General features: G+C 50.9%; 23 protein-coding genes and 3 pseudogenes. 19 read left to right on the forward strand and 7 right to left on the reverse strand.

Annotated features, from left to right (window positions below; genetic code table 11):
• The first annotated feature begins 617 nt into the window (after positions 1 to 617).
• Both RHM65_RS18385 and RHM65_RS18390 read left to right on the forward strand, forming a co-directional pair.
• Complete coding sequence (locus RHM65_RS18385; protein ID WP_322170332.1) at positions 618 to 905, forward strand: hypothetical protein; 288 nt, start codon at positions 618 to 620, stop codon at positions 903 to 905.
• 124 nt (positions 906 to 1,029) lie between these two features.
• Complete coding sequence (locus RHM65_RS18390) at positions 1,030 to 1,413, forward strand: histone-like nucleoid-structuring protein, MvaT/MvaU family (protein WP_322170330.1); 384 nt, start codon at positions 1,030 to 1,032, stop codon at positions 1,411 to 1,413.
• 893 nt (positions 1,414 to 2,306) lie between these two features.
• Here RHM65_RS18390 and RHM65_RS18395 read toward each other — a convergent pair.
• The gene (locus tag RHM65_RS18395; protein ID WP_322170327.1) at positions 2,307 to 2,570 is read right to left on the reverse strand and encodes a type B 50S ribosomal protein L31; all 264 of its coding nucleotides are present in this window, start codon (positions 2,568 to 2,570) and stop codon (positions 2,307 to 2,309) included.
• An 834-nt stretch (positions 2,571 to 3,404) separates the two neighbouring features.
• Between RHM65_RS18395 and RHM65_RS18400 the strand changes: the two genes are divergently transcribed.
• Together RHM65_RS18400 and RHM65_RS18405 are read left to right on the forward strand one after the other, a co-directional pair.
• Positions 3,405 to 3,779 carry a hypothetical protein gene (locus tag RHM65_RS18400; protein ID WP_322170324.1) on the forward strand — a complete coding sequence of 125 codons (375 nt, stop codon included), beginning with the start codon at positions 3,405 to 3,407 and terminating at the stop codon, positions 3,777 to 3,779.
• A 267-nt stretch (positions 3,780 to 4,046) separates the two neighbouring features.
• Complete coding sequence (locus RHM65_RS18405) at positions 4,047 to 4,466, forward strand: hypothetical protein (protein ID WP_322183858.1); 420 nt, start codon at positions 4,047 to 4,049, stop codon at positions 4,464 to 4,466.
• Positions 4,467 to 5,355: 889 nt separating this feature from the next.
• On the opposite strand, the gene RHM65_RS18410 is transcribed toward RHM65_RS18405, so the two are convergent.
• From RHM65_RS18410 to RHM65_RS18420, 3 genes are all read right to left on the reverse strand, one after another.
• The gene (locus tag RHM65_RS18410) at positions 5,356 to 5,667 is read right to left on the reverse strand and encodes a hypothetical protein (protein ID WP_322183860.1); all 312 of its coding nucleotides are present in this window, start codon (positions 5,665 to 5,667) and stop codon (positions 5,356 to 5,358) included.
• Positions 5,664 to 6,344, reverse strand: coding sequence for a hypothetical protein (locus tag RHM65_RS18415; protein WP_322183862.1), 681 nt, complete (start codon positions 6,342 to 6,344; stop codon positions 5,664 to 5,666). Before RHM65_RS18415 ends, RHM65_RS18410 begins: the two co-directional genes overlap by 4 nt.
• Before the next feature lie 85 nt (positions 6,345 to 6,429).
• The gene (locus RHM65_RS18420; RefSeq protein ID WP_322170943.1) at positions 6,430 to 6,633 is read right to left on the reverse strand and encodes a transposase; all 204 of its coding nucleotides are present in this window, start codon (positions 6,631 to 6,633) and stop codon (positions 6,430 to 6,432) included.
• 754 nt (positions 6,634 to 7,387) lie between these two features.
• Here RHM65_RS18420 and RHM65_RS18425 point away from each other — a divergent pair.
• Positions 7,388 to 7,663, forward strand: coding sequence for a hypothetical protein (locus RHM65_RS18425; RefSeq protein ID WP_322170316.1), 276 nt, complete (start codon positions 7,388 to 7,390; stop codon positions 7,661 to 7,663).
• 130 nt (positions 7,664 to 7,793) lie between these two features.
• On the opposite strand, the gene RHM65_RS18430 is transcribed toward RHM65_RS18425, so the two are convergent.
• The gene (locus tag RHM65_RS18430) at positions 7,794 to 8,099 is read right to left on the reverse strand and encodes a helix-turn-helix transcriptional regulator (RefSeq protein WP_322170314.1); all 306 of its coding nucleotides are present in this window, start codon (positions 8,097 to 8,099) and stop codon (positions 7,794 to 7,796) included.
• 122 nt (positions 8,100 to 8,221) lie between these two features.
• Here RHM65_RS18430 and RHM65_RS18435 point away from each other — a divergent pair, with 122 nt between their 5' ends.
• The gene (locus RHM65_RS18435) at positions 8,222 to 8,710 is read left to right on the forward strand and encodes a hypothetical protein (protein ID WP_322170311.1); all 489 of its coding nucleotides are present in this window, start codon (positions 8,222 to 8,224) and stop codon (positions 8,708 to 8,710) included.
• 320 nt (positions 8,711 to 9,030) lie between these two features.
• On the opposite strand, the gene RHM65_RS18440 is transcribed toward RHM65_RS18435, so the two are convergent.
• The gene (locus RHM65_RS18440) at positions 9,031 to 9,492 is read right to left on the reverse strand and encodes a helix-turn-helix domain-containing protein (RefSeq protein ID WP_322170308.1); all 462 of its coding nucleotides are present in this window, start codon (positions 9,490 to 9,492) and stop codon (positions 9,031 to 9,033) included.
• Between the two features lie 299 nt (positions 9,493 to 9,791).
• On the opposite strand from RHM65_RS18440, the gene RHM65_RS18445 reads away from it, so the two are divergent.
• The 4 genes from RHM65_RS18445 to RHM65_RS18460 all read left to right on the forward strand — a co-directional run bounded on the left by RHM65_RS18445 (position 9,792) and on the right by RHM65_RS18460 (position 12,775).
• Positions 9,792 to 10,523, forward strand: coding sequence for a metallophosphoesterase (locus tag RHM65_RS18445; RefSeq protein ID WP_322170306.1), 732 nt, complete (start codon positions 9,792 to 9,794; stop codon positions 10,521 to 10,523).
• Positions 10,524 to 11,497: 974 nt separating this feature from the next.
• Positions 11,498 to 11,902: a DUF6957 family protein gene (locus RHM65_RS18450; protein WP_322170304.1), complete on the forward strand. Its 405-nt coding sequence runs from the start codon at positions 11,498 to 11,500 to the stop codon at positions 11,900 to 11,902.
• Positions 11,899 to 12,378 carry a DUF6957 family protein gene (locus RHM65_RS18455; RefSeq protein WP_322170301.1) on the forward strand — a complete coding sequence of 160 codons (480 nt, stop codon included), beginning with the start codon at positions 11,899 to 11,901 and terminating at the stop codon, positions 12,376 to 12,378. The genes RHM65_RS18450 and RHM65_RS18455 overlap by 4 nt, the downstream gene beginning before the upstream one ends.
• A complete protein-coding gene (locus RHM65_RS18460) occupies positions 12,371 to 12,775 on the forward strand; it encodes a hypothetical protein (protein WP_322183864.1) in 405 nt (134 codons plus the stop codon). Before RHM65_RS18455 ends, RHM65_RS18460 begins: the two co-directional genes overlap by 8 nt.
• A 284-nt stretch (positions 12,776 to 13,059) precedes the next feature.
• On the opposite strand, the gene RHM65_RS18465 is transcribed toward RHM65_RS18460, so the two are convergent.
• Positions 13,060 to 13,692, reverse strand: coding sequence for a hypothetical protein (locus RHM65_RS18465; protein ID WP_322183866.1), 633 nt, complete (start codon positions 13,690 to 13,692; stop codon positions 13,060 to 13,062).
• A 355-nt stretch (positions 13,693 to 14,047) separates the two neighbouring features.
• On the opposite strand from RHM65_RS18465, the gene pyp reads away from it, so the two are divergent.
• From pyp to RHM65_RS18510, 9 genes and pseudogenes are all read left to right on the forward strand, one after another.
• On the forward strand, positions 14,048 to 14,425 hold the full coding sequence (pyp, locus tag RHM65_RS18475; RefSeq protein WP_322170296.1) for a photoactive yellow protein: 378 nt from the start codon (positions 14,048 to 14,050) through the stop codon (positions 14,423 to 14,425).
• A gap of 36 nt (positions 14,426 to 14,461) precedes the next feature.
• Positions 14,462 to 15,754 (forward strand): AMP-binding protein, encoded by a 1,293-nt coding sequence (locus RHM65_RS18480; RefSeq protein WP_322170292.1) that lies wholly within the window; start codon positions 14,462 to 14,464, stop codon positions 15,752 to 15,754.
• 590 nt (positions 15,755 to 16,344) lie between these two features.
• A pseudogene (locus RHM65_RS25430) lies at positions 16,345 to 16,626 on the forward strand (PAS domain-containing protein); the annotation flags it as partial.
• A gap of 186 nt (positions 16,627 to 16,812) precedes the next feature.
• Positions 16,813 to 17,922 carry a methyl-accepting chemotaxis protein gene (locus RHM65_RS18485; RefSeq protein ID WP_416194800.1) on the forward strand — a complete coding sequence of 370 codons (1,110 nt, stop codon included), beginning with the start codon at positions 16,813 to 16,815 and terminating at the stop codon, positions 17,920 to 17,922.
• A gap of 152 nt (positions 17,923 to 18,074) precedes the next feature.
• Positions 18,075 to 19,697 carry a methyl-accepting chemotaxis protein gene (locus tag RHM65_RS18490; protein ID WP_322183870.1) on the forward strand — a complete coding sequence of 541 codons (1,623 nt, stop codon included), beginning with the start codon at positions 18,075 to 18,077 and terminating at the stop codon, positions 19,695 to 19,697.
• A gap of 213 nt (positions 19,698 to 19,910) precedes the next feature.
• A complete protein-coding gene (locus RHM65_RS18495) occupies positions 19,911 to 23,378 on the forward strand; it encodes a PAS domain S-box protein (protein ID WP_322183872.1) in 3,468 nt (1,155 codons plus the stop codon).
• Positions 23,375 to 24,433 (forward strand): HD domain-containing phosphohydrolase, encoded by a 1,059-nt coding sequence (locus RHM65_RS18500; RefSeq protein WP_322183874.1) that lies wholly within the window; start codon positions 23,375 to 23,377, stop codon positions 24,431 to 24,433. Before RHM65_RS18495 ends, RHM65_RS18500 begins: the two co-directional genes overlap by 4 nt.
• Positions 24,434 to 24,774: 341 nt before the next feature.
• A pseudogene (locus RHM65_RS18505) lies at positions 24,775 to 25,064 on the forward strand (IS21 family transposase); the annotation flags it as partial.
• Between the two features lie 15 nt (positions 25,065 to 25,079).
• A pseudogene (locus RHM65_RS18510) lies at positions 25,080 to 25,514 on the forward strand (ATP-binding protein); the annotation flags it as partial.
• Positions 25,515 to 25,542 lie beyond the last annotated feature (28 nt).

The raw sequence follows: 25,542 nt of genomic DNA on the forward strand, positions 1-25,542 counted from the left end.
CGATCGGGTTGAGTCGCTATTTCCCTCTTTGTCACCGTAAAATTTAGCGTGATCGTGCACATCCGCCGTCCAAGAATGCACGACCCAACTGTCAATATATGAGAAAATGTCTATATTCGAGAAGCTCTGACACCACCGAGATAGAGCATTTATGCTTCGGGGAGCGACGGAACAGGGGGCTAGGCGCTGCTATCGAAAAAAACCGCAAGGCCGATATTCTCAAAAATGTTAAATTTAGCGCTCGCTTTAAGCGTCTTTAAGCATAAATTGATAATATGCCATTCACGCATAGCTGGCCCGCCTATGATGGCACTGTATTTCTCATCGGAAAACGGTTCGATCGATTGTTACGGTTTGGTGATGCAATCGCTTTAACTATCTGTTTTAGAAAGATAAATTTAGATGGGCGTCTATGATCATCTGTTGTGGGATGGCCAATGAATAGCAAAACGTCCGTCCGTCGCGTCAGGAAGTCTTTGGTCTTTCCACGGGAAAAGTTAATTACTTGATTATACAGGCTTTTATGTTTTGCGACACGCATGCTAAACGCTACTGTCGGCTTTGAGCGGTGCATTTCATGCGCTACACTCAAGTCAAGTCCGAGCGGGCAGGCAGCTATGAATCGACCCCATACGTTTGTAAGGCACCTACAAATTAAGAGTTTGCTGGCACGAATTGACAGCGACATGCATGCGCTTGAGACCAGCGATGTCAACTATCAACTGGATCGGGCATTCAGTGCCGAGCTTGATGAGCTAATAAGCCGATACGGGTACACGGATCAGGAAGTAGTGGAGCTGGTAGAGCTCGTTGAGGCTCATGAAACTCACGGCAGTGATGGTATAAAAGTGCTGATAGATCGCATCTCTCCGGGCATTGACACTAGCGCAGGTGATGAGGCGTGAGGTATGTAACTCTCAATGGCACGCCTGCCGTCCTGTCAGGTTTCGCAGTTGCCACTTGTGGGCTATACGATCGCGCGGGCGAGGATAATCAACGAGTCGGTGTTTATTATAGGGGGGATAGGTGATGACTGCGATCATGGATTACTTAGCGCTTATGGGGAAGCTAAAGAAAATCGAAGATGACACTTCTCTAGATAGGGACGCCCGATTCTATCAGGAATTTGTAGCGTTGAAAGCCCGATACAGTTTTAGTGCTACAGATGTTCTCAGATTATTGAGGCCAGCGGCGTCGGTCTCTGCGCCCTCACTGGTTGAAGATCTGTTCGAAGCACTCTTATCAGAAGAGAAGTTGAAGGCCGCTGCGAATTCAACTACAAAACCGTTGCGCCGGTATCGAAACCCTCACACCGGAGAAGTCGTGGAAACCCGGGGCTCAAATCATGGCCGCCTTAAAGAGTGGAAAACGCAATATGGTGCAGATGTGCTGCCTAGTTGGAGAGAGTTATAATTGTCCAAGTAGAGTCTCCTCTAGTCACCCTTCGCGTCATAGCACCCCGGCTGGGCTTCTCCTATGGTTCATATTTGCTGATCTTTAAACCAGCTTTATGGCCCGAAGCGCCGCTGAGGCTCTACATAACGTCACGTATTGCCTTCTCGACGTTCTCCTCAATACGGGCCCCTCTACCGAGGGGGCGGCCTACCTACACGGCTAATAAGATGGCCCGGCGGTCAGGGCGGGCTTTTTGCAACGGCTAGAATCTTCCCTGTGTAGATGGGATGCGAAGCAGTTTTCGACATCTGGCATTACTCCCCGATAGGTTCTACGTGCCAGAGTCGGAAGCTGATGCGGATGCGGATGCCGCACAGTTCGGCATCGACCATAAGACAACGAGGGAGGGCTCCAAGACTGCATTGCTGTTTAACCAGAAGCTCCGCCAATCACGGCTGACGATCTTCGAACTCAACCAGCCCAAACCCGGCATGGCTCTTTTGAAAGCAAAAATATTCAGATGTGTTTCTGGACACTGGAGCACGGTTACGTGACCGCAGTCGTAGAGCGAAGCGAGTTGGATAGATATGGGCGCGATTGACCGGCAATATAACGGCGGAAGGAACCGGTTGAATGATGGCTCGTACAGCATTCTGGCAGGGGCTGATGAAGGGGGCGATGGCGTAGACGATAAGACGGACGAGAGTAGGGCAGGCGTCGCCTCACTTATGTTTCCTGGAATCAATCACAAAACCCAAAGCAATTTGGATCTGTCCAGGCACGGCCCGCACCTCTGTGATGCAACAACGAATCTAGACCACTTGTTTGCGACCAAACGAAAGCAGCCCCTTGGGTTAAGGGGCTGCTCGGGGTCGCTGGTTTGGGAAGCGGATGAGCTAGTAGATAATGAATCACAGCTGGTCGCGCGAGCTAAATCCAGCGAAGCGTTGGTTGAAACCAGCAATGCGGCCTTCATGGGTAGCCGTACGCTGCTGACCTGTGTAGATGGGATGCGAGGCGCTCGATACATCCAACGCAACGTAGGGGTAGGTATTCCCGTCACTGTGCTTTTGCACCCTGTTGGTGTTGGCGGTAGAGCCGATAAGAAAGAAGGCATCGGCAGCAGTATCGTGAAACAGCACTTCTCGATAATTCGAATTCGTATTGGATTTCATGATGCTCTCCGTTTTCCAGATAACTATGTCAATTCGATGCCGGTATCAGCGCCGCAATTGAAAGCGTCCGTTGACTGCTTGATTCAAATCATCGTGCATCTCTGGCGTCATGTAGAATCGATTCAGATGATGGAGATAATCTCAAGGGGCAATATGCGGGTTAGCTCAAAGTCTTAATAAGGGACAGTTCGGCTTGCTTGAGTAAAGAAGGCCAAAGCTGGTGACTAATTTATCTAGGGGCGCCGGCGGATGGCCTCCTGTGCATGATGGATTGGTGTCTAGCAGACGGAACGCCGCTGGAGCTAGGCAAGTTGCCTGGCCATACATTCGGCAAGTCGTGAGATAAAATGGATTTTGAGCAGCTTCAGGATCTAGCACGCGGTTTGTTTTGGCAACGTGTCGAGCCTGCGGCGCAATCACGTTTTTTAAAAATCGACAGTAGAGGCCTAAGCTTGCTGCCGCAGCCAATCTGTTGGTGGCGATGCGGGGCGAATCAGCCCTGTGGCTGTCGCGGTATCGATCAGAGCTGCGCCGGGTTGGCCGGGCGATTAGAGTGCGGGTCTTCGGGGGAGCGGGCACGACACTGGCCTAGGTGATGGAAAAATCAGGGAGGCCAGCATTGGTTCGAGTGGTCGATTTTTGGCTATTTGAAGATCAGCGGATCATTCTGCCTTGCTCAACAACGGTGCTGTTGGTGCGGCTCCACATTGCTTTCCATGGATCCCGTCATATTTTTTGACCAGATCCAAGCTGGCGTTGTATGCCGACGTCATCAAGTCAGCGTTGGTTGCGGCTTCGGCGTCATAGCAGTACAGGTATCGATCGCACTGACGAATGCAAGCCGTGCATGTCTGTATTTATCCCGGTGAGGTACGTCAACCCCTGGCTATCGTGCATTTGAAGAACGAGGAGGATTTCTTCGACAACCGAATCTTCAAGTTCGTGGAAGTGCTCAACGGTGTCGGTGCTTTGGAGGCTGGCTTCTATAAGCGGATCAAATACGGTACCGACGATGATCTCAGGATCAAGCCGATTCGGGACGGCTTCAGCCGTGGCCTGGCCGACCTCATGCTCGCAGATTATGCAGAAATGGTCTGGATCGGATCGGATGGCGAAGTCCACGTCGACTCGCGCATCGTCAGAAAAATGGTGAGAGACGAAGTCAGCGATCTGATGATCTTTGAGGCGAAAATGAGCTTCCGGGTTTGATCGTAAACGCCTGGAATTAACAACGTGGCTCTGGTGGTGGCGAGCTATCTGGGCTTTGCTCAAGCTGGCCACCGACCGACCGATCGACCGACCGCCTGGCTTGACTGTATGTGAGTGACCCAGTCCTCCCCAGACAGCTAGACCATGATCATAAGGCTGGTGCGGGGTGACCGAAGCCCCATCTTGACCAAGACACGTCCTGGATCCGCCGGCAGTGGTAGCCTAAGGCTTCAATTGAGTTGGCGTAGGGTAGGGTAGGGTAGGTCAGTGAAAGCAGAGATCAAAAACAAGCTCGCGATCGGCAAGCGGAACGAATTTGCCATCTGGGGATACTTGCTCGGGGAAGTATTTGACGTGTTCCCATCGCTGGTTGGCGACAAGGGCATCGATGGGATCGTCGGGCATGAAGGTCGCTACTTCGAAGTCCAAATCAAGAGTGGGGAAAACTGGAATAATCAGCGAGGGCTTAGTCGTGCTGCCGTCAGCGTGAATCCTGATCGTATTTTCTTGATCTATAACACTCTCGAGGACGAGGTTCGATATTTCACAGGCCGGCAGATTCTAGATGAGGCTGAATGGCAAAAGTCCATTGACTACAGCATTTCCCAAATCAAGCTTCCCAAGCGGATGCTGGAAAAGTATCAGGCCCATGACTGGGCCGGATTCTTCGCGTACCTGAGGTCTTAGCATCGGGGATGATCTGCTCTCAGGTAGCTACATCTTCAAAAACTGGCTCATGTCCAGAAAGGCCTTTGGGCGATCGCTTCATAAGCCGGGTAAATCAGCGAACTGGTTCGGTACATCTGCTCTCTGACCGAGCTGCATTTTCCATACAGGAGGTCGTTTTGGTTGACGCTGTGATGATTGAGCGAATTCTCTGTGTGGTCGACAGGTGCCTGAGAGGCCAGTTTCCTGACGACTACCATAAGCGGTGCATGTACGCGTCTTTCGGGATTCACAGGCTTCTCAAGGCGTTGGGGCACAGTCCTGCCGTCGTGGGCGGAAACTTCGGAGCCTTTCTTGTATCGCGAGACGAACGTAGCGCCTCGATCCAAGGGTACGCATCCGACGCTGGAGAGCATTCCCACTATTGGGTTGAGCTCAACGGCTTCATCATTGACCTTGGCCCTTACTACTTGCCTGTGGAGTCGAGCTTTCCTGCTTCGGAGGTTCCAGCAGTGTTCTGGGATACCGGTTATGAACTGCCTAGAGGGTTGGTATATCGCGCAGTAGCTCGTTATGAATCGACAGAAACGGCTCATCTTGAGCCGCATATTGTTGAGAAAATGGAGCCCTTTCTTGCCGCATGCCACGCCCGGATGTCCAAGCCACTGGTTAAGCCCAAGATTGGGAAGTGGCTTGTTACCACGCCTTCGTCCATTCAAAGGGCAGCGGGTAAGGGCGACCAGTGGGCGAGGGCCGCAATTCGCTATGAGTCTATGCCTCCCGGGCGCCTTCCCTTTTGAGTCATATCTTCCTTGTGAATCAAAAGCCCCGAGCCTCTTCGATCCCGGACAACTTGCGTTATCAGGTAGGCTTTCAGCGCGATGTCAGCCTTGGGAGATCAGATATGCCGTCAGAAGGGGATCGGGTCATCGAACACCGGGTCGTATGATGCTCTGGGCATTTGAGGGGCGGGTAATGGCGACACCACGAAGAGGTTGACGATGTCTTCTCTGTCCATGAAAAGAATCTGGCTCCGCTTGGATTGATCGAGCTTGTTACCGATCCAGTTGCGAGCCGCTTTGGTGATTTCACCCCCGGCAACGATGAAGGCGTGATCGACGAGGACTCGTCTACTGAGCTCCGAGTCGAAGATCTCATGGCCCAGCATCATGAGTACTTGGTTGTGTATTTCAGCGACGTTGGCCTGGCTGCCCTTGGTCACACTTGAAGAGTCCAGCTTCCTTTTTTTACCTGAATTCCGAAGTACAGGACATGTTGGGTAGGCAGGACGAATTTCATCCAGATGTCTTTCCCGTATTCCAGGGCTTTGTCCTTGTGCCCGGCTGAGGTTATCCGGGCAAAGCCAAGCTGACGGAAGAGGGGAAGCAGGACGTGCTCGATAAGGTCGTCTTCGGAGCATTGGTCGAGGTACTCGATTAGCCGGTTCTTCTTCTCCGTTTCTGCCGCCGTGAGAGGCCGGTGGGGGCTTGCCGATTCGCTCGCTACCGTGCCGCTTCCGACATGTCGGACATAGCATTGGTCATCGTCACCGTAGAAGGCTTCAAACCCTTCACGCTTGATCGCGCCGTTGAGTGCCTTGAGAGCCAGCAGGCGGGGTGGCTTCTCGTTGTGGGCATCCTCGGCGTCCATCAGCAGGCGGATTACACGCAACATGGCATCCGGCGGCATCTGGGCGTTTGTTGAAGGGAAGTCGAGGAGTTTTTCCAGGGCGTTGGCCACCCAGAATCGACGAGTTCCGCCATCATGGACGAGGTCGGTGTCCGCATCCTTGAAGAAGCGTGTCAGGTTGGGGCCGCTGAGGTACTGAAAATAGCTTTCAGTGTTGTCGCCGCAGATCATCACTGCGATCTGCTCCAAAGTTTTGGTCTTCCATTTCATCCTTCGTCCCACCCGTTGACCAATCAAACGACTTTGCGAACAATGTGGCCAGCCGGCGTATCCCTCGGGCCGGGCTAACCGGCTTCTAGAGCCATACTGCGCATCCTCTGAGGATCATACGTGAAAGGTACGGAGGTCGGATGGGTGTATAGGGCAACTGATCCACCCACCGACGCAGTGCGGTCAGGCCGATATTCATGTTGGCGCAGACATCTTGGACAGACTTATTCTCGTCCAACACCAAGGCGGCAGCCTTGAGCTTGACCTCGGTGGAGCAGGAAACCCGCATGGCTTTAGTCAATTTACACCTCTGATTTGGGCGCCATCATAGCGCCCGATGAAGGTGTCCAGAATCATTAGGCCAGTTCAGGATCCTTCCTGCAAAAGTGACCGCGGGAGATTTGCATCCGAACAAGCGTGCTTCCTTGGGGGCGGTCATCGGAGGCAATCACCGGTTCAGGTATGACGATAAAGGTAACAGTACTACTCGTTTCGCAGATACGCCCCGCGAGGTTTTACCCTACCTGAGCGGCGAAGCACCTGACCACTGGGCCAAAAGCTCTCTCCCGGATATCAGGCTCTCGTAAGCGCTCCATCGCAACCGGGAGGCCGTCTTGCTCACGCTATCGTCCAAAGACGAAGGCACATCTGTAGTGAATTTTGTGCTCGTTATTTTCAAGTATAGAGCCTGAAGGGTGCCATCAAGACCGTAAGCGAGTGGGGGAACTTAAGAATGAGGGGCGCATCAGCCTCTATCGTCAGCATAAGTCTTTTTGTTCGAACATGAGGCGAAGTTCGTCAGCGTTTTACTCAGTTTTTTCATGCCCAAGCACAGCCTTCTCAGATCCCATCGGGTTCAAAACTGTTTTGCATCTATGCCCAGACAACCCCACATCTATTTCTAACTGTAGGGGGGCGGAGTCAGCAACTTTCGGAGCGTCAGTGAATTTTAAAGGCCTAGTTTGGTTAGGCGCCTAACCCGCTCGATGCCATGATAAAACCTCCAGCTACCACCACCAGCGAAATACAACAGGATGGACGTAATGCATCAACTTAAACGACTGCTAGAACAGGCAAAGCTGCGTGTAGAATCGCCATTGGCACGTAAAATAGCCGCGTGGGTACTTCTGCCGTTGGTCATGGTCGGGATTGCCAATTCTTCGCGGCAAGTTTGCCTTGCCACTCTCGATTTATTGCGTGAGCAAGGATGGAAAGCTTGGCCTTTTGCGTTCGGATGTTTAACTGTGGTTGTTGTTACTCGTTTTGCCCGAAGAGTAATACGAAATTTGAAGCAGCAGTATCCACTGATCCGTCTTTAACTGCCGTGCGGCAAGATCTCGGCGATGCTTCGCCGAGGTCGTCACGCAACGCGAAGCCAATTACCAGAGGCTGTTTGTTGCTTTGGTATTACCCAACATCACCCCCAAAGCAGTCCGGTCTCGTCTGAAGTCAGCCATCAATTAATTTCTTGGCCGCAGCCAACACTTCCCCCCGCTGCCCCTTCTTCAATTTATGAAATAAGGCAACCAGCTCAGCCTCATCATCCTGCTCGCAGTAAAAGAAAGCCACTGGGTAACCACAGGCCTCAGCGATCTGTTTGACCGTCCCCACGCCAGGCTCGTGAACACCTTTCTCATATTGGTTCATCCTTGCGCTGGCAGAAGCCTCTTCGATCCCTGCGAGAATCCCCAGCCTTTCCTGAAAGAGACCCACCGCCTTCCTGGCCTGATTAAGACGCTTACCAAAAATCGTCATTTCTCTTTTGCCCAAAAGCTAAGAGATTCTTAGATTTGAATTTACGTCGTGCTAAGACTTACTTAGGATTTCGCCGTAATGGCGTTTTGATGTCAAAAAATTAATGGCCAAGGATGCGTGTGATGTCAGAAGTAACAGTTGTCAGCGGAAAGCTGGAAGTGGTTGGGCCATCTCAGGACAAACCAGACGGTAGTGAATACACCTACCTTCGCATTGCCCAGAACGACGGAAGCACGAAACTTGTGAAAAAGGTAGGGGTAGGGCAGCTCGTTCAGTCCTACGTGCGGCCAGGCATCGAAGGTGAATTTTACTTCGTGAAGCTGGGGCGACTTGGCTACATTTTGTTTGCAATCAAAAAGTCTGACGGCCAGAAAATCTATGAAGAAAATGGATTCAAGACGTGGATCAGCAAGATGCGATTGAGCGCCGGCGTGCTTGCGTTGCTTTTCATTCCGCTCAGCTTCGTTGGACTGTTGATGGGCGGATGGATGGGATTGGTCGTACCGATCGGCTTTATCTACGTGATGTGGAAGCTGGCGTTCTCATTTCCGAAAGTGTTGAAAGAAAGCTTTCTGAAAGGGCAGTTGAATCAGCTTGGATTTGCTAACTGAATATCCGAAACAAAGACTCGCTTTGACAGCGCCAGCCCGGATCGGGAGCTCTGGCTGAAGTGCTGACTCAATTCTTATCGTTCCTAACTATTTCACAGGCGCGGCGGTGCTGATTTACCCAAAACGCAGCTACTGCCGCCAAAACGAAAGCGCTTGTCGACCTTCTGCTAGAACACATGCCGATGCGCTATAAGGTTTAACACGTATACGCGAGTGAAGGGGCCGCGCCGAAAACGTTGCCAACAGAACTCGCTTCCTGTCTGCCAAATATCATCAAAAGGCTCAGCCAATGGCACCTATAAAGTTGATTCCATTTGGTGTCAGTTGTCTTCTTTCTTCTGCAAGCGCCGGGTAACTGTCGACTTAGCCACACCAAGGATCCGGGCGACCTGCGCCTGAGAATTCCCTTCCTCCAAAAGCTTGACGATTTTTTGCTTCAAATCAGCTGACTCAACTACTCGCGGATGATCCGTCTTGCTCGGCTGCGCCGGGATTTCTGAATCCAACAAGCCAAACGATTCGAGGTCATCGTGAGCACGCTGGAGAACAGAACGCGGCGACTCCCTATTCTCAGACGCATACACAAGCGCTAAGAAAGAGAGAGGCTCCAGATTCAGTGCTTGGGCGAGCTCTTTGCTTTTCTCAAGAGAAACAGATCTTTGTGCTGACTCTAATCTGCTCACGTGGGATGGGTCGGTCTGCTTGGAGATGTCCAGTTGAGATAATCGCTGGTGGGCCCGCAGGAATTGCAGCGCTGCTGCAAAGGCGTTGCGAAGCGACATTTTAGACGTTCCTGTAAAACAAAACGGTATGCCGCGATTGCATCGTTGCGCACAAATGCTTATAGTCATTCGACGACAACGATTGCGTCGTCGAGCGAGTTGCTCGGTAGCCCGCGACGGCGAACATCGATGGATTGGCCGAATCCATGAGGCTCGCCATTGGTTGCCCGTTAAGGAATTAGATATCTATCAATATATATGTAAATCGAGAAATCGCCGGGTTTAGTCGATCTATTTCGGCTCTCCGGTTCCCCTTACAAAACTGTCCTATATCCCGCTAAATCGAGTTGCGTGACGTAATGAAAATCCAGATCTACTCAGACCTTCATCTTGAATTTTGCGAGTTTCAACCGCCCAACGTAAATGCAGATGCTGTCATTTTGGCGGGTGACATCGACGTCCTTGCCCGAGGCGTGACCTGGGCCAACGAGACGTTTTCGTGCCCCGTGATTTATGTTTGCGGTAACCATGAATATTACAAAGGTCACATCGACAAAACGCTGAAAAAAATGAAAGACGCAGCCGCGCCCCATGTCCACGTACTCGAAAACGAAGTATTTGTTTGGCAGCAAATTCGTTTTCTTGGAACAACAGCCTGGACTGATTTTTCATCGACCGGCGATGCAGTCGCAGCCAGCAATTTGGCGTGGGAGTGGATGAATGATTTCAGATTGATTCGGGCAGATTCTACCTTTCGACGCTTGCACCCGGATGACCTTGTCACCCGAAACAAAAAGTCTCGCGCCTGGCTAACTCAAGAACTGGAAAAACCATTTTCTGGCCCGACTGTTGTCGTGACTCACCACTCTCCAACGCCTGCGGTTGTCGGCGACAAGCATGATGGACATTTGACTGCCGCGTACACAAACCACTGGCCTGAGTTAATTGAAAAGGCGGATGTGTGGGTGTTCGGACACACGCATCAAGCTGTTGATATTGAGCTTGTGGGCTGCCGGATCATCTCGAATCCACGAGGTTACCCAGGAGAGAGCACTGGGTTTAAAGAGGGCTTGGAGGTGCATATTCAATGACCTTTATTTTGCAGGATCGGAATGACCCAAGGTATAGCCGGTACCGGATCAAAACTTTTGGAGCGACCATGGCTGACTTCAGGTTTTCGCGTCTGCCTACCGTCGTTCAAAGAGCTCGGGAGGCAATTCCTGATTATGACGTTGTTGGATTTTTGGCTTGTGCACTTGAGCGGCCGCCGAGGATGACTGGGCTGATGTTTTGTGATCATTGCAATCGATTTCCCGAAGGACTGCCTGTGCATACACCTCCGATTGAAAAAAGATCGCACCGCGACGGATACATGGTCGTCCAAGTGGAGGGAGGAGGGCTATATGTGGTCGCACATTGGTGGTTTGAGAATGGTGCTCTCGGGCCGTTTCACTCAGTCCAATGAATATGAAGACAAGAAAAGAGGCTCTTGCCTCTCGGATACTCACCCAGGCCGACGCGCCAGTAGTACCACGCGTAGTCGCAGCAGCCATGAGGATCAATTTCGGCGAGCCTATTACGGCATACCTTTGCCATGCCCGACTTCACGGATATTGCGCGGTAGGCCTGGTTTTTGGAGATCGCTTTGGAAGGTTTGCCGACGGCAACGCTATCCATACTTCAAGCGTCTTGAGCAGAACCATGATCAGCGGCTATAGCGTCATTGAAACATTCAATAGTCGTTACGTCATTTGCACTTGGGCCACCGAGGAATTTGGGCCACGGTTCTTGGGGGCTACGCACTGACGTACCCCTTGGAGACGGAAGAGTCGATCTCACTCCATGAGCTTCTTGATCCATTTTGCTACTTAGATCCCGCTGTCGATTGCTCAAATAATTGACAACGATCAGGCGGGTGCCAACGACTCAGCGAATGGATCGGATGAGGTTGGATCGCAGTGTCGGGCACTTGCTGCTCAAAGCCTTGCAGCTAAACAAGCAAGCAGAAATGAGTTACAGCCGAGCGGGCGAATAACCTAAACGTATTAATTTTGAGAGTTACTTAATGTCTGACTCACTGAATGCCGTTGCCGGATTTCTTCATGGCAACGGCGAGCCACTTCTTGGCTTTGAGGGGGATGATGCCCAGGCTGAAGCCGAAGCGATTTTGAATTGTTCAGGCCGCCAGTATTGTGTGGTGCGTGAGTGGATAATCGCGCACGTTGAAGTGCCTGACGACTATCGTGCTTCGCTCTCTGCCGATGGTTTGGAACCGAATGTCATCTATGCTTTTAATGTTGTACTTCATAGTGCTGGCAAGCGGCGCGGGGGCGATTGGGTGCGCAGTACTTTTCAGCGTTCTAATAGCGAAGTGCACTTGTTTAAAACCAAGAATACGACCTACGTTTTGCTCGGCCCGGGGGTCAGGAAAAACGTCAGCGCCAAGACTATCCTGGCGATCCTCGAATGAACCCAGCCGCCGACGATAAGAAACAACTGCAATCTAAAATGCCGGTTTCGGATGATGAGTTACTGGGGGAGCTGCTCTTTGGGCCTGCATTGATGCGGCACGGTTCAGAGCTCAACGATGCAGAGCTCGCGCGCATTACATCTGAGACTTTTCCCGCACGGTCTTTTTGTATTGTAAGAATCTGGATGCTCATCGATGTTGAATTCACTCCACGCCTCGTCCGTCTGCTTGAAAAAGATGATTTGAGCCCAACAGTGCTTTATGCCAATTCGACTACCTACGCGGCCGATGCGCAGAGCGATACATCACATGGGGTTCTCTCGGGTTTTCAGAGAAAATATCAAGATTGTTTTTTCGAGACAGAAGACATGATTTATGTACTCGCGGGACGTGGGGCGCGGAAAAGCGCCGGCGTTCCCACTGTTTTTGCCTTGGCAGAAAAATGCGGTCGTGACTTCCGGAGGAACCATGACTAGCGATCTTCTGCCGATTCTGCGCGAACGCTATCCCTCGCTGCTGGGCGATCCAAATCTCTGTGAAATTGGATGTTTCCCAGGCTGGCTGACGCTTTTGGATGACCTGTGCGCAAAACTCAAAATTTATCTAGATGCGCATTCCGAAGTTCCAGCAATTACCGTAGTGCGGATCAAAGAAAAATGGGCCGAGCTGCGATTCATTTACCATGGCGGTGACGAGGTCTGCCGAGAAATGGTGAGGAGGGCGGTAGAGGCGTCGTTGACTGTCTGCGAGGTATGCAGTGCCACAGGAGAGTTGATTGGCGATCGTTGGTTTGGGGTTCGCTGTGCTGTCCATATCTCATGTTCACCTGTCCCTACCGCAGCGGAAACCAAGGAGGGCAGAGATGACGAATGATCGCACAGACGTGAGTGCGAACAGTCAATGTTGAACAGCGACATGCCGTGACGCAGGAGATGGAAGTGTTGACCCCATTGTCGATCTACCGCTAGAGGTTATGGTTGCTGCTAGTCTTAGTATCGGTGTGTTCGCGTTCGACTTGACCAGCACACCGGAGTTAAGACCGGCAGAAAGCGACCCATAGCTGCCGATCAGATGAGGCAGAATTCGGGTCATTAGCAGACATCCTTTGCGAATGGCAATTCGATCACACCTACCACCTTACCAAACCCGTCGATCTTCTACAGACCGTAACATTCAAGTGTCGAGATTTTTCCTGGCGCACGTTTCGGATAGATGATGTCAAGCCAGCGAATAGCGGTGTCTGGGTCAAGCTGAACCTCCCTCATGTAAGGTAGTCGCGGGAAATCTACTGCGGCGGCGGCCAATGCTTCCTTCGCATATTGGAATTGACCTGCTACTCGGTACCGCTCTACCAGCGCGAGGGCCATACAAGCTTCGACCTGCAGTGGCACCTTGATTCCTGTGGGCTTGAAGCATTGACCGTAGTAGCCGTTCAGGTGCTTTAGGTGTTCAGAAGGTGGCCACTCTGTATCGGAACCCGCTATGGCCTGAGCAATCAGCGACTCCAGGCTAGGCTGGTTGAGAAGCTCGACATCACCCTTCTTCAGTGACGACTCACCTTGTTCGCAACCGAGGTAGTAATGCTTCAGGTAGATGAATGCCAAGAGAGCAATCTTCGGAGATTTTTTCAGTCCATGCTTGATTCTAATGCCAGCCTCTAATACCGGGCGCAAATTCTTCAATGGTTGATTGGGAAAGTCCGCCAAGGCTTGGCTAAGGAGTGTCACCAACCCTTCGAAGAATCGTGAGCAAGTTTCCGCCGCCAGGCCTGTGGGGGCATAGATCCACATAGAGGGATGCCATGTGATACCCAGCACGCTTGGATTCTGCACTGAACGCGGCGGCGGCGTCTTTCACAAGTGTGACGTGACAACCCATTTCCATGCCGTAGCGTCCAGTGGACTCAATGCAGGTAAGCGACCTAGCATTTCCCTCTCGCTGAGGCGACTCAGCCCCCCAATAATCTGATGATTGAAACCGCGCCGAGCACGACCAGTCTTGGCCGGGGACGCTAATCCTGAGCACATTCACAAATGACCAACTGCTTAAAACCGGAGTTGTACAACCCCTGTACATAAGATATTGTTTGTACAGATTTGTACGATTTTGAACAATGTCGCTGCAGTTAAGCAGCAGGAGTTACCCATGCAATTGATAAGCTTTGGATCTAATGACATCGAGAATACTCTCGCCAAGATGTCGGCTGGACAGCTCGACAAGGTTGCATTTGGCGCTATTCAGCTCGACGCATCCGGTAAAATCTTGCAGTACAACGCTGCGGAAGGGGACATTACCGGCCGCAAGCCGGGCGAAGTAATAGGTAAAAACTTTTTCCGTGATGTAGCACCTTGCACCAATCGACCCGAGTTCCAAGGCCGCTTTGCCGACGGCGTCAAGAATGGCAACCTCAATACGATGTTCGAATATGTCTTCGACTATCAAATGAAGCCCACCAAAGTAAAAGTGCACATGAAGAAGGCCTTAACCGGCGAAACCTATTGGGTTTTCGTCAAGCGTCTCTGACCCTTCTTTTACGTTAATCAGCCAGCAGGGATCATCTTGAACCGACTTGAACTGGATAAAGCCAGCATCTTGGCTGTCATAATCTCGCTACTGGCTGACGAGCTCAAAGCCCTGCGTCACCTATCTTCACACCAGACGGGTAGCGAGCGCTGGAGCGCGTCGACCCTGATAGGTGAAATGCAGGAAACATCCCCGCTCGACCAAGACGAGATAGCAATCGGCGCCGACTCACTGGAGCTCCTGAGTCTAGCGACGTGTGTCGCAATGTTCTTCAACATCTATGAGAGTGGTCTTGAAGACTATCTGCTGCGCTTTAAGACCCTAGGGGAGTGGGCAGATTTGGTTGCAACTGCCCGCCGTCGAGGAACTGAGAACGTTACGTTTGCTACGTCCGGAAGCACGGGTACACCTAAGCAATGCTTGCAGCAGTGGGATGCCCTAGTCACGGAGACATCTTTTTTTGCTGAGTACTTTGGCTCCAGCTCTAACCTGCCGACGCAACGAATCATCGCACTCAGTCCATGCCACCATATTTATGGCTTTATTTTCAGCATACTGTTGCCGCTACAGCTGCAATTACCAGCCGTAATACGCGCGCCGAAAGCACTCGCGATGATCCACCAGCGCAAACTGCGGGCAGGCGACTTGATGATTGGTTTTCCGTTTATCTGGCGACAACTAAGTCGTCAGGGCACCAGCTTTCCGGCGGGGACTAAAGCCATCACCTCTACTGGCCCATGCGACCCTACGATAATTCGCGAGTTGCAAAATCAAGGCATTGATTGCATGGTCGAGGTATATGGCTCAAGTGAGACAGCTGGAATTGGTGTTCGAAGCAATCCCGACTCACCCTTCCAATTACTTCCTCGATGGCAACGCGGTAATAATGCCACCACCTTGGCAGAGTGTGAAACTGGCACTGAATATGAATTGGACGATGAACTGAAGTGGCTGGGTCAGACACATTTTCTGCCTGAAGGTCGCCGCGATGAGTGTGTACAGGTGGGTGGGATCAATGTGTTTCCGTCCCGCATTACCGAGCGTTTGCAGAGTCTCCCCGAGGTTGCGGCTGCGGCTGTTCGGCTTATGTCTGCGCTCGAAGGTGAACGCCTGAAAGCCTTCATCGTGCCTGTCGAAGGTTATGTTGACCATGAGGCTCTAGAGGCGTTCCTACATGCCTGGTGCATACGTAATCTCATGGCAGTTGAACGCCCTAAAGCGTTCACTTTTGGCCTGACGCTGCCACATAACCTAATGGGTAAACAAAGCGACTGGCCGATAAAGGCGGGTATTTCGGCTGAAGCTTTACTCATGGAAATGATAGAGTGAAAAGCTATTTTTGAATTATTAACAGAACTTGTAGAGGCAACTGAAGACAGTTTACCTTTAGACAAGTGGCCGCTTTGTGCAGTCTTGATTTATGTTGATAAAAATCTGAATACTTTTAAAAGCGGTCTGAGCAACATGCCGACTGCAATGGTCACTCTAGTCCGGCCAAGAAAACCGGTTGGCCTATTACCTGAAGTTGAAGCTCATTGTATTTAGGCTCGTACTTGTTAGTGACCTACGGATTGCGCGGCGCCGACTTCTTCGGCATGAAGGCTTTCTGTTTTCTTTCGCAATACTATTTCAAAATTCACTCGGATGAATGGTATCTATATACATATATACTCCTAAGAGCATTGCGCAGAGTTTTATTCCTATGACATTATCCGAATCAGAAAATAGAGGTATTTAGGATATGATTCTAGTTCGGCAGTGTTCTTAATAGACAAGGGAGTAATATTGGCGTCAGTTTAAGGGCGCCAATTCTAGACTTATTTAAGGTCGGAAACTCACTTATCCAAATGGAGACATAGTTAATTGGTCTTATATCGTGGTGCCACCCGTTGTGAACTCTAATATTTACAGGACTATTTATGCGCCAAAACCTCCCTGTGACGGGACGTAATCTGGAACTGTCCCGGGACGCTAATATACTGTCCACGACCGATCCTGAAGGCCATATCTCATACGTTAACCATGACTTCATCAATATCAGTGGTTTCACCGAAGCGGAGCTATTGGGACAATCACATAACATCGTACGACACCCGGACATGCCCCCTGCCGCTTTTACGCACATGTGGGCTACGCTGAAAGCAGGTCGCTCATGGATGGGTTTAGTGAAAAACCGTTGCAAAAACGGTGACCATTACTGGGTCAGCGCCTTTGTCACACCTATCAGCAAGAATGGTAAAGTTGTTGAATGCCAGTCCATAAGAACCAAGCCAAAACCTGCGCAGATTCTGGCTGCGAAAAAGTTATACGCGCATTTGAGAGAGGGTAAATCACTGCCAGGAAGGTGGTCGCCGGGTCTTGGGATTAAATTGGCTTTGCTTGTTTGGATGGGCAATCTGGTCAGCGTGGCAGTGGCAAATGTTATCATGCCTATGACGTTCAGCATCACGATGCTTGCGATGCTCTTAGCTGGCGGCTTGAGCTCAGTCGCTATCGTGGCCTTGTTGTCTCCTCTGAATCGCCTCACTCTAAGGGCCCTGGCTATTGCAGATAATCCCCTTAGCCAGTTGCTCTACACAGGACGTAGCGATGAGTTCGGCCAAATAGACTTCGCCTTACACATGATGGAGTCTGAAACAGGATCTATTATCGGACGCATTGGCGATGCGTCCAATCGACTGGGGGAGCACGCCAACCGGCTTCTTAGTGAGATCGAGACAAGCAACTTATTGACCGCCGAGCAACACGCAGAGACAGACCAAATTGCGACGGCTGTTAATCAGATGGCTGCTAGTATTCAGGAAGTGGCCGCCAACGCTCAACATGCTGCCGATAGAGCGGGAAGGGCTTACAGCGAAACCTCGTCGGGACAACGCTTGGTTGCTCATACCAGTCAGTCTATTACCGAACTGGAAGGTGAGATTCAGCAGGCCGCACGAGTTATTCATGAGCTTGAGGGTCAAAGCAATGAAATCTCGAAGGTGTTGGACGTAATTCGCAGTATTGCCGATCAGACCAACTTACTAGCCCTGAATGCTGCGATTGAGGCTGCTCGCGCCGGAGAGCAGGGGCGAGGGTTTGCCGTGGTGGCGGATGAAGTACGCAACCTTGCGGCCCGTACTCAGCAGTCAACGACAGATATCCAAGGCATGATCAGCGCTTTGCAAGAAAGGGCCCGCGCTGCCGTGACTGTGATGGAGCAGAGCAGCCAGCAAGCACACTCCAGTGTCAGTCATGCCCAAGACGCCGCCACCGCACTTAACGGTATCGGGAAGCGAGTAAATGAAATCACCGATATGAATGCGCAGATAGCGGCAGCTGTCGAGCAGCAAGGCGGGGTTAGTGAGGACATTAACCGCAGTATCAACAGCATTCGAGATACCGCTAATGCTAACGTCCAGACAGTACTGAGCAATTTCGAAAGCGCAGCAGCTGTTGCACAGTTATCTTCGACAATGAGCGAACTGGCCAAACAGTTTTGGGAGAAACGTCATTGATTCTATTCAGTCAATATCGCTGCGGTCGTCGATAACGTTAGCTCGAGGAGGGAAGGTCTAAATCCGCAGGTGCTAATCTAATCAATACATACTGACCAACTATGGCACATTGAGCGCCATTCACCGCAGTGTAATGTTTCGAGAATTATGATATGAAAATACGTAACGTAAGACTAGCCGCGAGAGCCCTTCTCAGTTTCGGCGTTATTTGTTCTATCTTGATCGCACTGGCCGTAACTGTTCTCTCTAAGCTTAACGACGTGCACAAGTCTGCGTCCCAGCTGCAGACCGATTGGCTTCCCAGTGTTTTACAGGCTGGAAAAATAGAAACGGCAGCACTGCTTTACCGCGTGGATAGTAGGCGCTACGTGATGGACGATGACAGATTGAGCGAAGGCTCTCTGCAAAAAATTGATCTCACGAAGCGCGCATTAACCCAAACGGCTGAAGCGTATACACATTTGGTTTCTAGTGTTGCCGAACAAGAATTATTCAATCAAGTGAAGGTAAATGTAGTCGCGTATCAAGCCAAGGTCGACGAACTTGTACAACTAAGCAAAATAGCGTCATATCCAGAGATGGCAGCTTTTGTCAAAAATACTACCAAACCTCAAGCTGTCGCATTGCAAGCCTCTATTGAGGAATTGATTGCTCTCAATGAGAAAGGTGCTGAGCAGTCAGGCAAAATTGCTGACGACAGCTTCAAAAGTGGATTGATGATTACCATTGTCCTGAGCGTCCTCGCTATTTTTTTCACCATCGTAGTTGCGGTCGTGTTTACTCGAAGTATCAGCCAACCGATCTTGGCACTGCTGCTCAGCACTCGCAAAATAGCTAACGGCGACTTGCGCACTCCCGTGGAGGTTGATGGTGCCGACGAGATAACTGACCTACAAAACGCAACCGCAGCGATGCGTTTAAGTCTCAAGAATACGATCCAACATATCTCTGAATCCTCCAGCCAATTGGCTTCAGCCGCCGAACAGATGAGCGCGATTACCAACGAGTCGAACGTTGGAATACAACGCCAAAGCCTGGAAACCGACCAGGCTGCTACAGCGGTCAATGAGATGACTGCTGCCGTCGAGGAAGTCGCACGCAACGCTGTCTCGGCCTCCAAATCCACCCAAGCCTCCGAACGTTCTGCCCATACTGGCCAGGAGCGTGTCGGCCGGACGATTGCTTCGCTTCAAAAGCTAAGTAGCACCGTTGGGCAGACCGGCGTGGAAGTCGAAGGTTTGGCAAATCAAACACAGAACATCGCTAAGGTTCTTGATGTGATTCGCTCAATTGCCGAGCAGACTAACCTCTTGGCTTTGAACGCTGCCATCGAAGCGGCACGTGCGGGAGAGCAGGGACGTGGATTCGCAGTGGTCGCCGATGAAGTCAGGGCGCTGGCGCACCGTACCCAGTCATCGACCCAAGAAATAGAGCAGATGATCCAAAGTATCCAGAAAGATTCCTCTACGGCCGTACAGTCAATGAAGCAAAGCAGCGAAGAAGCTGAGTCGACCCTGCTGATCGCCCGTGAGGCGGGGGTTGCGATTGAGCAAATAGCGGTCGCTATCTCCGAAATCAATGATCGAAATCTGATGATTGCTGCTGCTTCTGAGCAGCAAGCGCAGGTCGCTCGATCCGTAGATGAGAACCTTATCAGTATTCGAGACTTATCCATACAAAGCTCGTCTGCCGCCAGTCAAACATCAGCGGCCAGCTATGAACTTTCCTTACTTGCCGTTGACCTGAATCGATTGGTGGCAAGTTTTTCGGTGTAGACCTGGTTACGAGGGCCTACCACTGATTGTTCTGATTCGAACTTGGGCACCGCGATGTCTATTTCCAGATTGACCAACGCGGCATGCAGGCTTTTGAAATCACGAGAAACTCGGCATTGAAGCCGTGATTTTGCACTCCGTCTGAACGAAAAATCAAGAGAGCCGACTGGCTCACGATAATTTAAGACTGTTATTACCATGACGGATTTCAGCATGAAGAAGGGTAATCAGCCACCATTGTTGGGCGTCTATACATTAGGCACGTTTTTACTGAGTTTGGCGCCCCTCGCTGAGGAATTAAACGCTCAAGGCTCCACGCTCATAACCTGCACTGATGTTGAGTGCCTACCCTTATTGAGAAATAGCGATTGCCTGCTGTCCGAGCTGACTTGGCTTGAATCACTTGAAGATTTGCAACACACATTGCTATTGGACAAAACGCGTAACTGTAATGAGTGGATCGTGATCACCGATGATCACAGCACCGTAGTGCAACAACGCTATTGGATTGGCATGGGCGCCCACCATTTAATACATCAGCGTAGTTCGCTTGAGCAATTGATCGGCCGCCTCAACCTCAATCAGCCAGAAAAATCTGCACTGCCAAAGATATTACTTCTATCTGATGATGTGCATGCTGATCTGCTCGTCGATGCATTAAATGAAGAGGGTCTAGAGATCATTTTAAATCGCGAGGTAGATCATGCGCTGCAAACCCTAGGGCAGGTGCGACCGGACGTTCTTATTATTGATCTGACCGATGCATGCTCCCATGTGTTGGAGATAGCGGAGATCGCAAAACAATGGCCGGAAACTGATGACTTACCGGTAATTGCGTTGTTCAGTGAGGACTGCATATTCCAACTTCGTCAGGCCAAAGCGCTCGTTCTACTCGACTGGCATGCTAAGCAGATTGCCCCCGGACTGCTAGCCGACATTGCCAAACAACGCGCAGGGGCAGCGCAAAATCGTAGGAGGAGTCATCAAACATGTGTTAAGGACGCCGAGAGGGCCCGAGCGCGCTTGAAAAACTTTCGCCACGCGATCGACCAACACTCGACTGTCAGTTTGGCTGACACCCAAGGGCGCATTCTTCATGTAAGCCATAGTTTTTGTGAAATAAGCGGTTATAGCCGCGCAGAACTTATTGGGAAAACTCATCGCATTGTAAAGTCGGGTATACACCCTCACGAGTTTTACCAGGATATGTGGATGACTATTCGCTGCGGTAAAATCTGGCATGGCGAAGTCTGTAACCGACGTAAGGACGGGCAACTGTATTGGGTTGAGACCACCATCGTACCGTTCCTCAACGAGCAGGGGAAACCCATACAGTACATTTCCATACGCACTGACATGACTCAGCACAAAGCGAATGAGACGGCCCTCCGAGTCAGCCATGAATGTCTTCAGCGCAGCCAGATTGCGGGTCGAGTCGGCACATGGGAGTTTGACATGAGGTCGCGCGCCTTCCAGCTATCCTCTTCGATGATAGGTCTGTTTGGGCGCACAGAGGAATTTGCAGAAGTCAGCTACGAAACATTTTTGAGCCTTATTCATACGGATGATCTTCCGCATGTACTCAACAGTATTAATCGCATGCTTTCGAATATCGACACATACGAAGTCGAGCATCGAGCGATTTGGCCTGATGGGTCGTGGCACTGGTTACTTCAGCGTGGAGAGGCGGAGTTCGATGCCAATGGGCGAGCAATTCGGCTTTTTGGCGTCACTCAGGATATACATGCATTAAAAATCGTAGAGCAGACCCTTCAGGAGAGCGAATTGCGCTTTCGCAGCGCCTTCGACTCCTCTGGCATAGGCATGGCATTGATCGGTTTGGATGGCCGCTGGTTGCAGTTAAATCAAACGCTCTGTGCGATGTTTGATTTTAGCAACGATGAGTTGTTGAAAAGCTTCCCTCAAGCAATTATCCACCCTGATGATTTAAACCATTATCAAGAGGTTCTTAATCGTTTTATTTGTAATGACTGTGTGCCTCAACAATTTGAGAATCGGTACTTCACCAAGGGCGGACGGACGGTCATCGCCGAGCTTAATATTTCTTTGGTTCGCAATGCCGATCAGCAGCCGCTGCATTTTGTTTGCCAAGTTCAAGACATTACCCAGCGCAAAGCAGCAGAGCACCGACTTACCCTATTCGGGCAGATTTTTGAGTCTAGCGAGCAGTGCATCGGCATTTTCGATGATAGGTGTCATATGTTCTATCAAAACCGAGCGCTACGTATCGAGTTAGGATACGAAGATGTTGATCTCCTTGGGCAAAATTTCAAGAATTTCATCGTCGACAAAGAGTCGCCGTCGTCAAAAAAATTGCTGAGAAGCATTTCAGAAGGACGCAATTGGCAAGGACAGTTACCTCTTAGACGAAAAAATGGTTCTGAATTCATCTCTAATAGTTGTGTAGGTCTTGTTAAGGATGAACAAGGTCAGTTCCAGTACGGATTTAATATTTTTACTGACTTTAGCGAAGAAATTGCACGCCATAGAGAACTTGGCCAAGCCAAGGTGGCTGCCAATGCAGCTAATCAGGCTAAAACTGATTTTCTATCGAGCATGAGTCATGAATTGCGTACGCCGATGAATGCTATTCTCGGCTTCGCCCAAATGCTTGAGTGCGACGATAGTCTGGGTGCCGATCAACTTGATAGCGTCCGGGAGATTCTCAACGGCGGTGATCATCTGTTGGCGTTGATCAATGAAATTTTAGACTTAGCCAAAATTGAATCCAGCAGCCTCACCCTGTCTATAGAGCCTGTAGCACTTCACTGTATTGTGGCTGAGTGTTGGAGCCTTATTCAGCCTTTAGCAGATGCTCGCGACCTATCGACCCATTTTTTCATTTCCGAGGAAATCATTGTAAAAGCTGATCGCATGCGCTTGAAACAAGTGCTACTGAACTTGCTCTCAAATGCAGTGAAATACAATCGAGTTGGTGGTCAGATAACGCTAAAAGCGACCCCTTGCGATGTGGGCATGTTGCGTATTGAAGTCTCTGACACTGGGATGGGGATTCCCGCAACTCGTATCGATGAGTTATTTCAGCCATTCAGTCGACTTGATGCGGAATACAGCGAAATAGAAGGGACTGGCATTGGCTTGAGCATTGCCAAACGTCTGGTGAAACTCATGGGGGGTAGCATTGGCGTCAATAGCATTGAAGGTCAGGGCAGTACGTTCTGGCTTGAACTATATGCTGACGAAGCACTCACTCAAAGCACCACCATTGAGCCTGACTGCATCCGCATTCGGCAGGCTGGCAACAACTTTGCAGCTCAGCGCGTGCTGTGCGTGGACGACAATCCGATCAATCTGAAACTGATCAGCACGTATTTTAAAAAGCACCCTCATATTCAAGTCCTCACTGCTAGCTCCCCGGCGCAGGGACTCGAAATTGCCCTCACCCAGACACCCGATCTGATTTTGCTCGACATCAACATGCCGGAAATGGACGGCTACCAATTACTAGCCATTCTTCAGTCAGATCCCCGCACTCGCGTAGTGCCAGTCATTGCCGTCACGGCCAATGCCATGCCATCTGATGTTGAGCGAGCACAGCAAGCCGGATTCGATAGTTATCTAACCAAGCCGATAAACTTTCATCAGTTACTTGAAATATTGAACCGGCACCTTAATCTGGGCGTCGAGGAGTTGGCATGAGTCACCCACCTGTTATGCAGGCCCGTATATTTGCCGTAGACGACGAACCCAGTAATCTTAAGCTACTGGAAAAAATGCTCGTCCGTCAGGGCTATCCAGCCCCTGTCCTAATCCAAGACTCCCGGCAGGTTATTGCGCATTACCTAGAGGCACGTCCAGACCTCATTTTGCTTGATATCAACATGCCGTATCTTGACGGGTACAAGGTGTTGGAGCAGTTACAGGCACTGGATGACCCACTGCTGCCTCCTGTGATCATCCTGACCGCACAGAATGGTAAGGATGAGCTGTTGAAAGCGCTTGCTGCGGGCGCCCGCGACTTCGTCAGCAAACCATTCTCCCGTGTAGAGTTCTTGATGCGGGTGCGAAATTTGCTAGATGCGCAAATAGCTCATCGGCTTTTGCACGACAACCACACGCTATTAGAGCAATTGGTTCAGACGCGGACGCAGGAACTCAATAATGCTCGAATTCAGGCTGTGCAGTGTTTGGGACGTGCTGCCGAGTATAGAGACAACGAAACAGGTTTTCATATTCTGCGCATGAGTCAGTACAGCGCCTTGCTAGCTAAATATTTAGGCTGTTCTGACAAACAATGCGAGCTTTTGCAATACGCTAGCCAGATGCACGATATTGGAAAAATTGGTATTCCTGACCGAATTTTGCTCAAACCTGGAAATTTCAATGACGATGAATGGGAGATTATGAAAACCCATTCGCGTATCGGCGCGAAAATTCTTGAGCAAGGCGACGCTCCACTCATTTGTATGGCTCGCAGCATTGCGCTGACACATCATGAGAAGTGGGATGGCAGTGGCTATCCACAGGGGTTGTCGAGAGCCGCAATACCTCTGGAGGGGCGTATTGTTGCGGTTGCGGATGTATTCGATGCGCTGACTTCAAACCGCCCCTATAAAGTGGCCTGGTCAATCGATGATGCTGTCCAACATATAAATGACGGGGCTGGCGTACACTTTGACCCTGCTGTTGTGGCCATTTTCTTGGAGCATCTGGACGAAATACTTAAAATTCGTGATCGATATATGGAGTTATAAATCGACGTGTCGGCGTTTTTCAAAATACCTTGCTTAGCGTCCAACCGGGCCTTTTGTCCTTTTGCCGCCAGCACGACTCGGTAAGCTTGGGGACGTCCGGCTCTAGTTTTTTAAAGATACGCAAATCGCAGGTTTTTATCGTCCACGTTGCGGAAATTCGGTTTCCCTTTTCGCACAAGATTGGCGTGGATGCGGTGGCCCACGCGACGCTTGCGATAGACGCGCGGGGAGGGGATTCCACGGCCATTTGGCCACCCCTAAGGCAGGCAGCGAAGCAGGATTAATCCACTACTATCGACCTCTTTTATCGAAGCAAAGAGGTCGTCGTGGAAAGCTTATCCATGCGTAAGATTAGAGAAGTATTACGTCTCAAATTCGAGGTCGGCCTGTCTGCTCGCCAGATCGCCGTCAGCTTGCAAGTGAGTCGAGCCAGCGTCGGTGACTATCTCAATCGCTTTGCTGCCAGCGGGCTGATTTGGCCCTCGGCTGTGACCGATACCGAGCTGCAACGACGTCTTTTCCCACCACCGCCTGCGGTTCCCAGGGATCAACGTCCGATACCAAGGCTCACGCTGAACTGCGCCACCCCGGTGTCATGCTGGCTCTGCTCTGGCAAGAGTACCGCCTCAGCCATGAGTAGTCGTCTAAAGCGGCCCGACTGCGTCATAACGCTTGCCTAGAGGACATCGATTACCGCAGTCCCCGTGGCCCGGACAGTCACTGATCCTGCAACTGGGCAGCGGCCCCTGGTTACGGCCGGATACGCCAAGACAGATCTGCTGATCCTGGATGACTGGGGCTTGGCTCCGTTTACCGCTGCGCAACGGCGCAACATGCTGGAACTGCTGGACGACCTTTACGGCCATCGCTCAACACTGGTGACCAGCCAGATGCCGGTGGACAAATGGCACGAGCTGATCGGCAGCCGACCTTGGCCGACGCGATCCTCGACCGGGTAGTACACAACGCTTACCGCCTCGAACTGAAGGGCGAATCGATGCGCAGGCGCTCAACGAAATTGACGACAGCGGGTAAACAATGCAAATCTGCGTCGCTGCGCTCCGACTGCCCGGCCGGATAAGCGTGGAACAGGTGGCCCGATGTTAGTG

Source organism: Pseudomonas sp. CCI4.2 (genome assembly GCF_034350045.1).
Taxonomy (GTDB): Bacteria; Pseudomonadota; Gammaproteobacteria; order Pseudomonadales; family Pseudomonadaceae; genus Aquipseudomonas.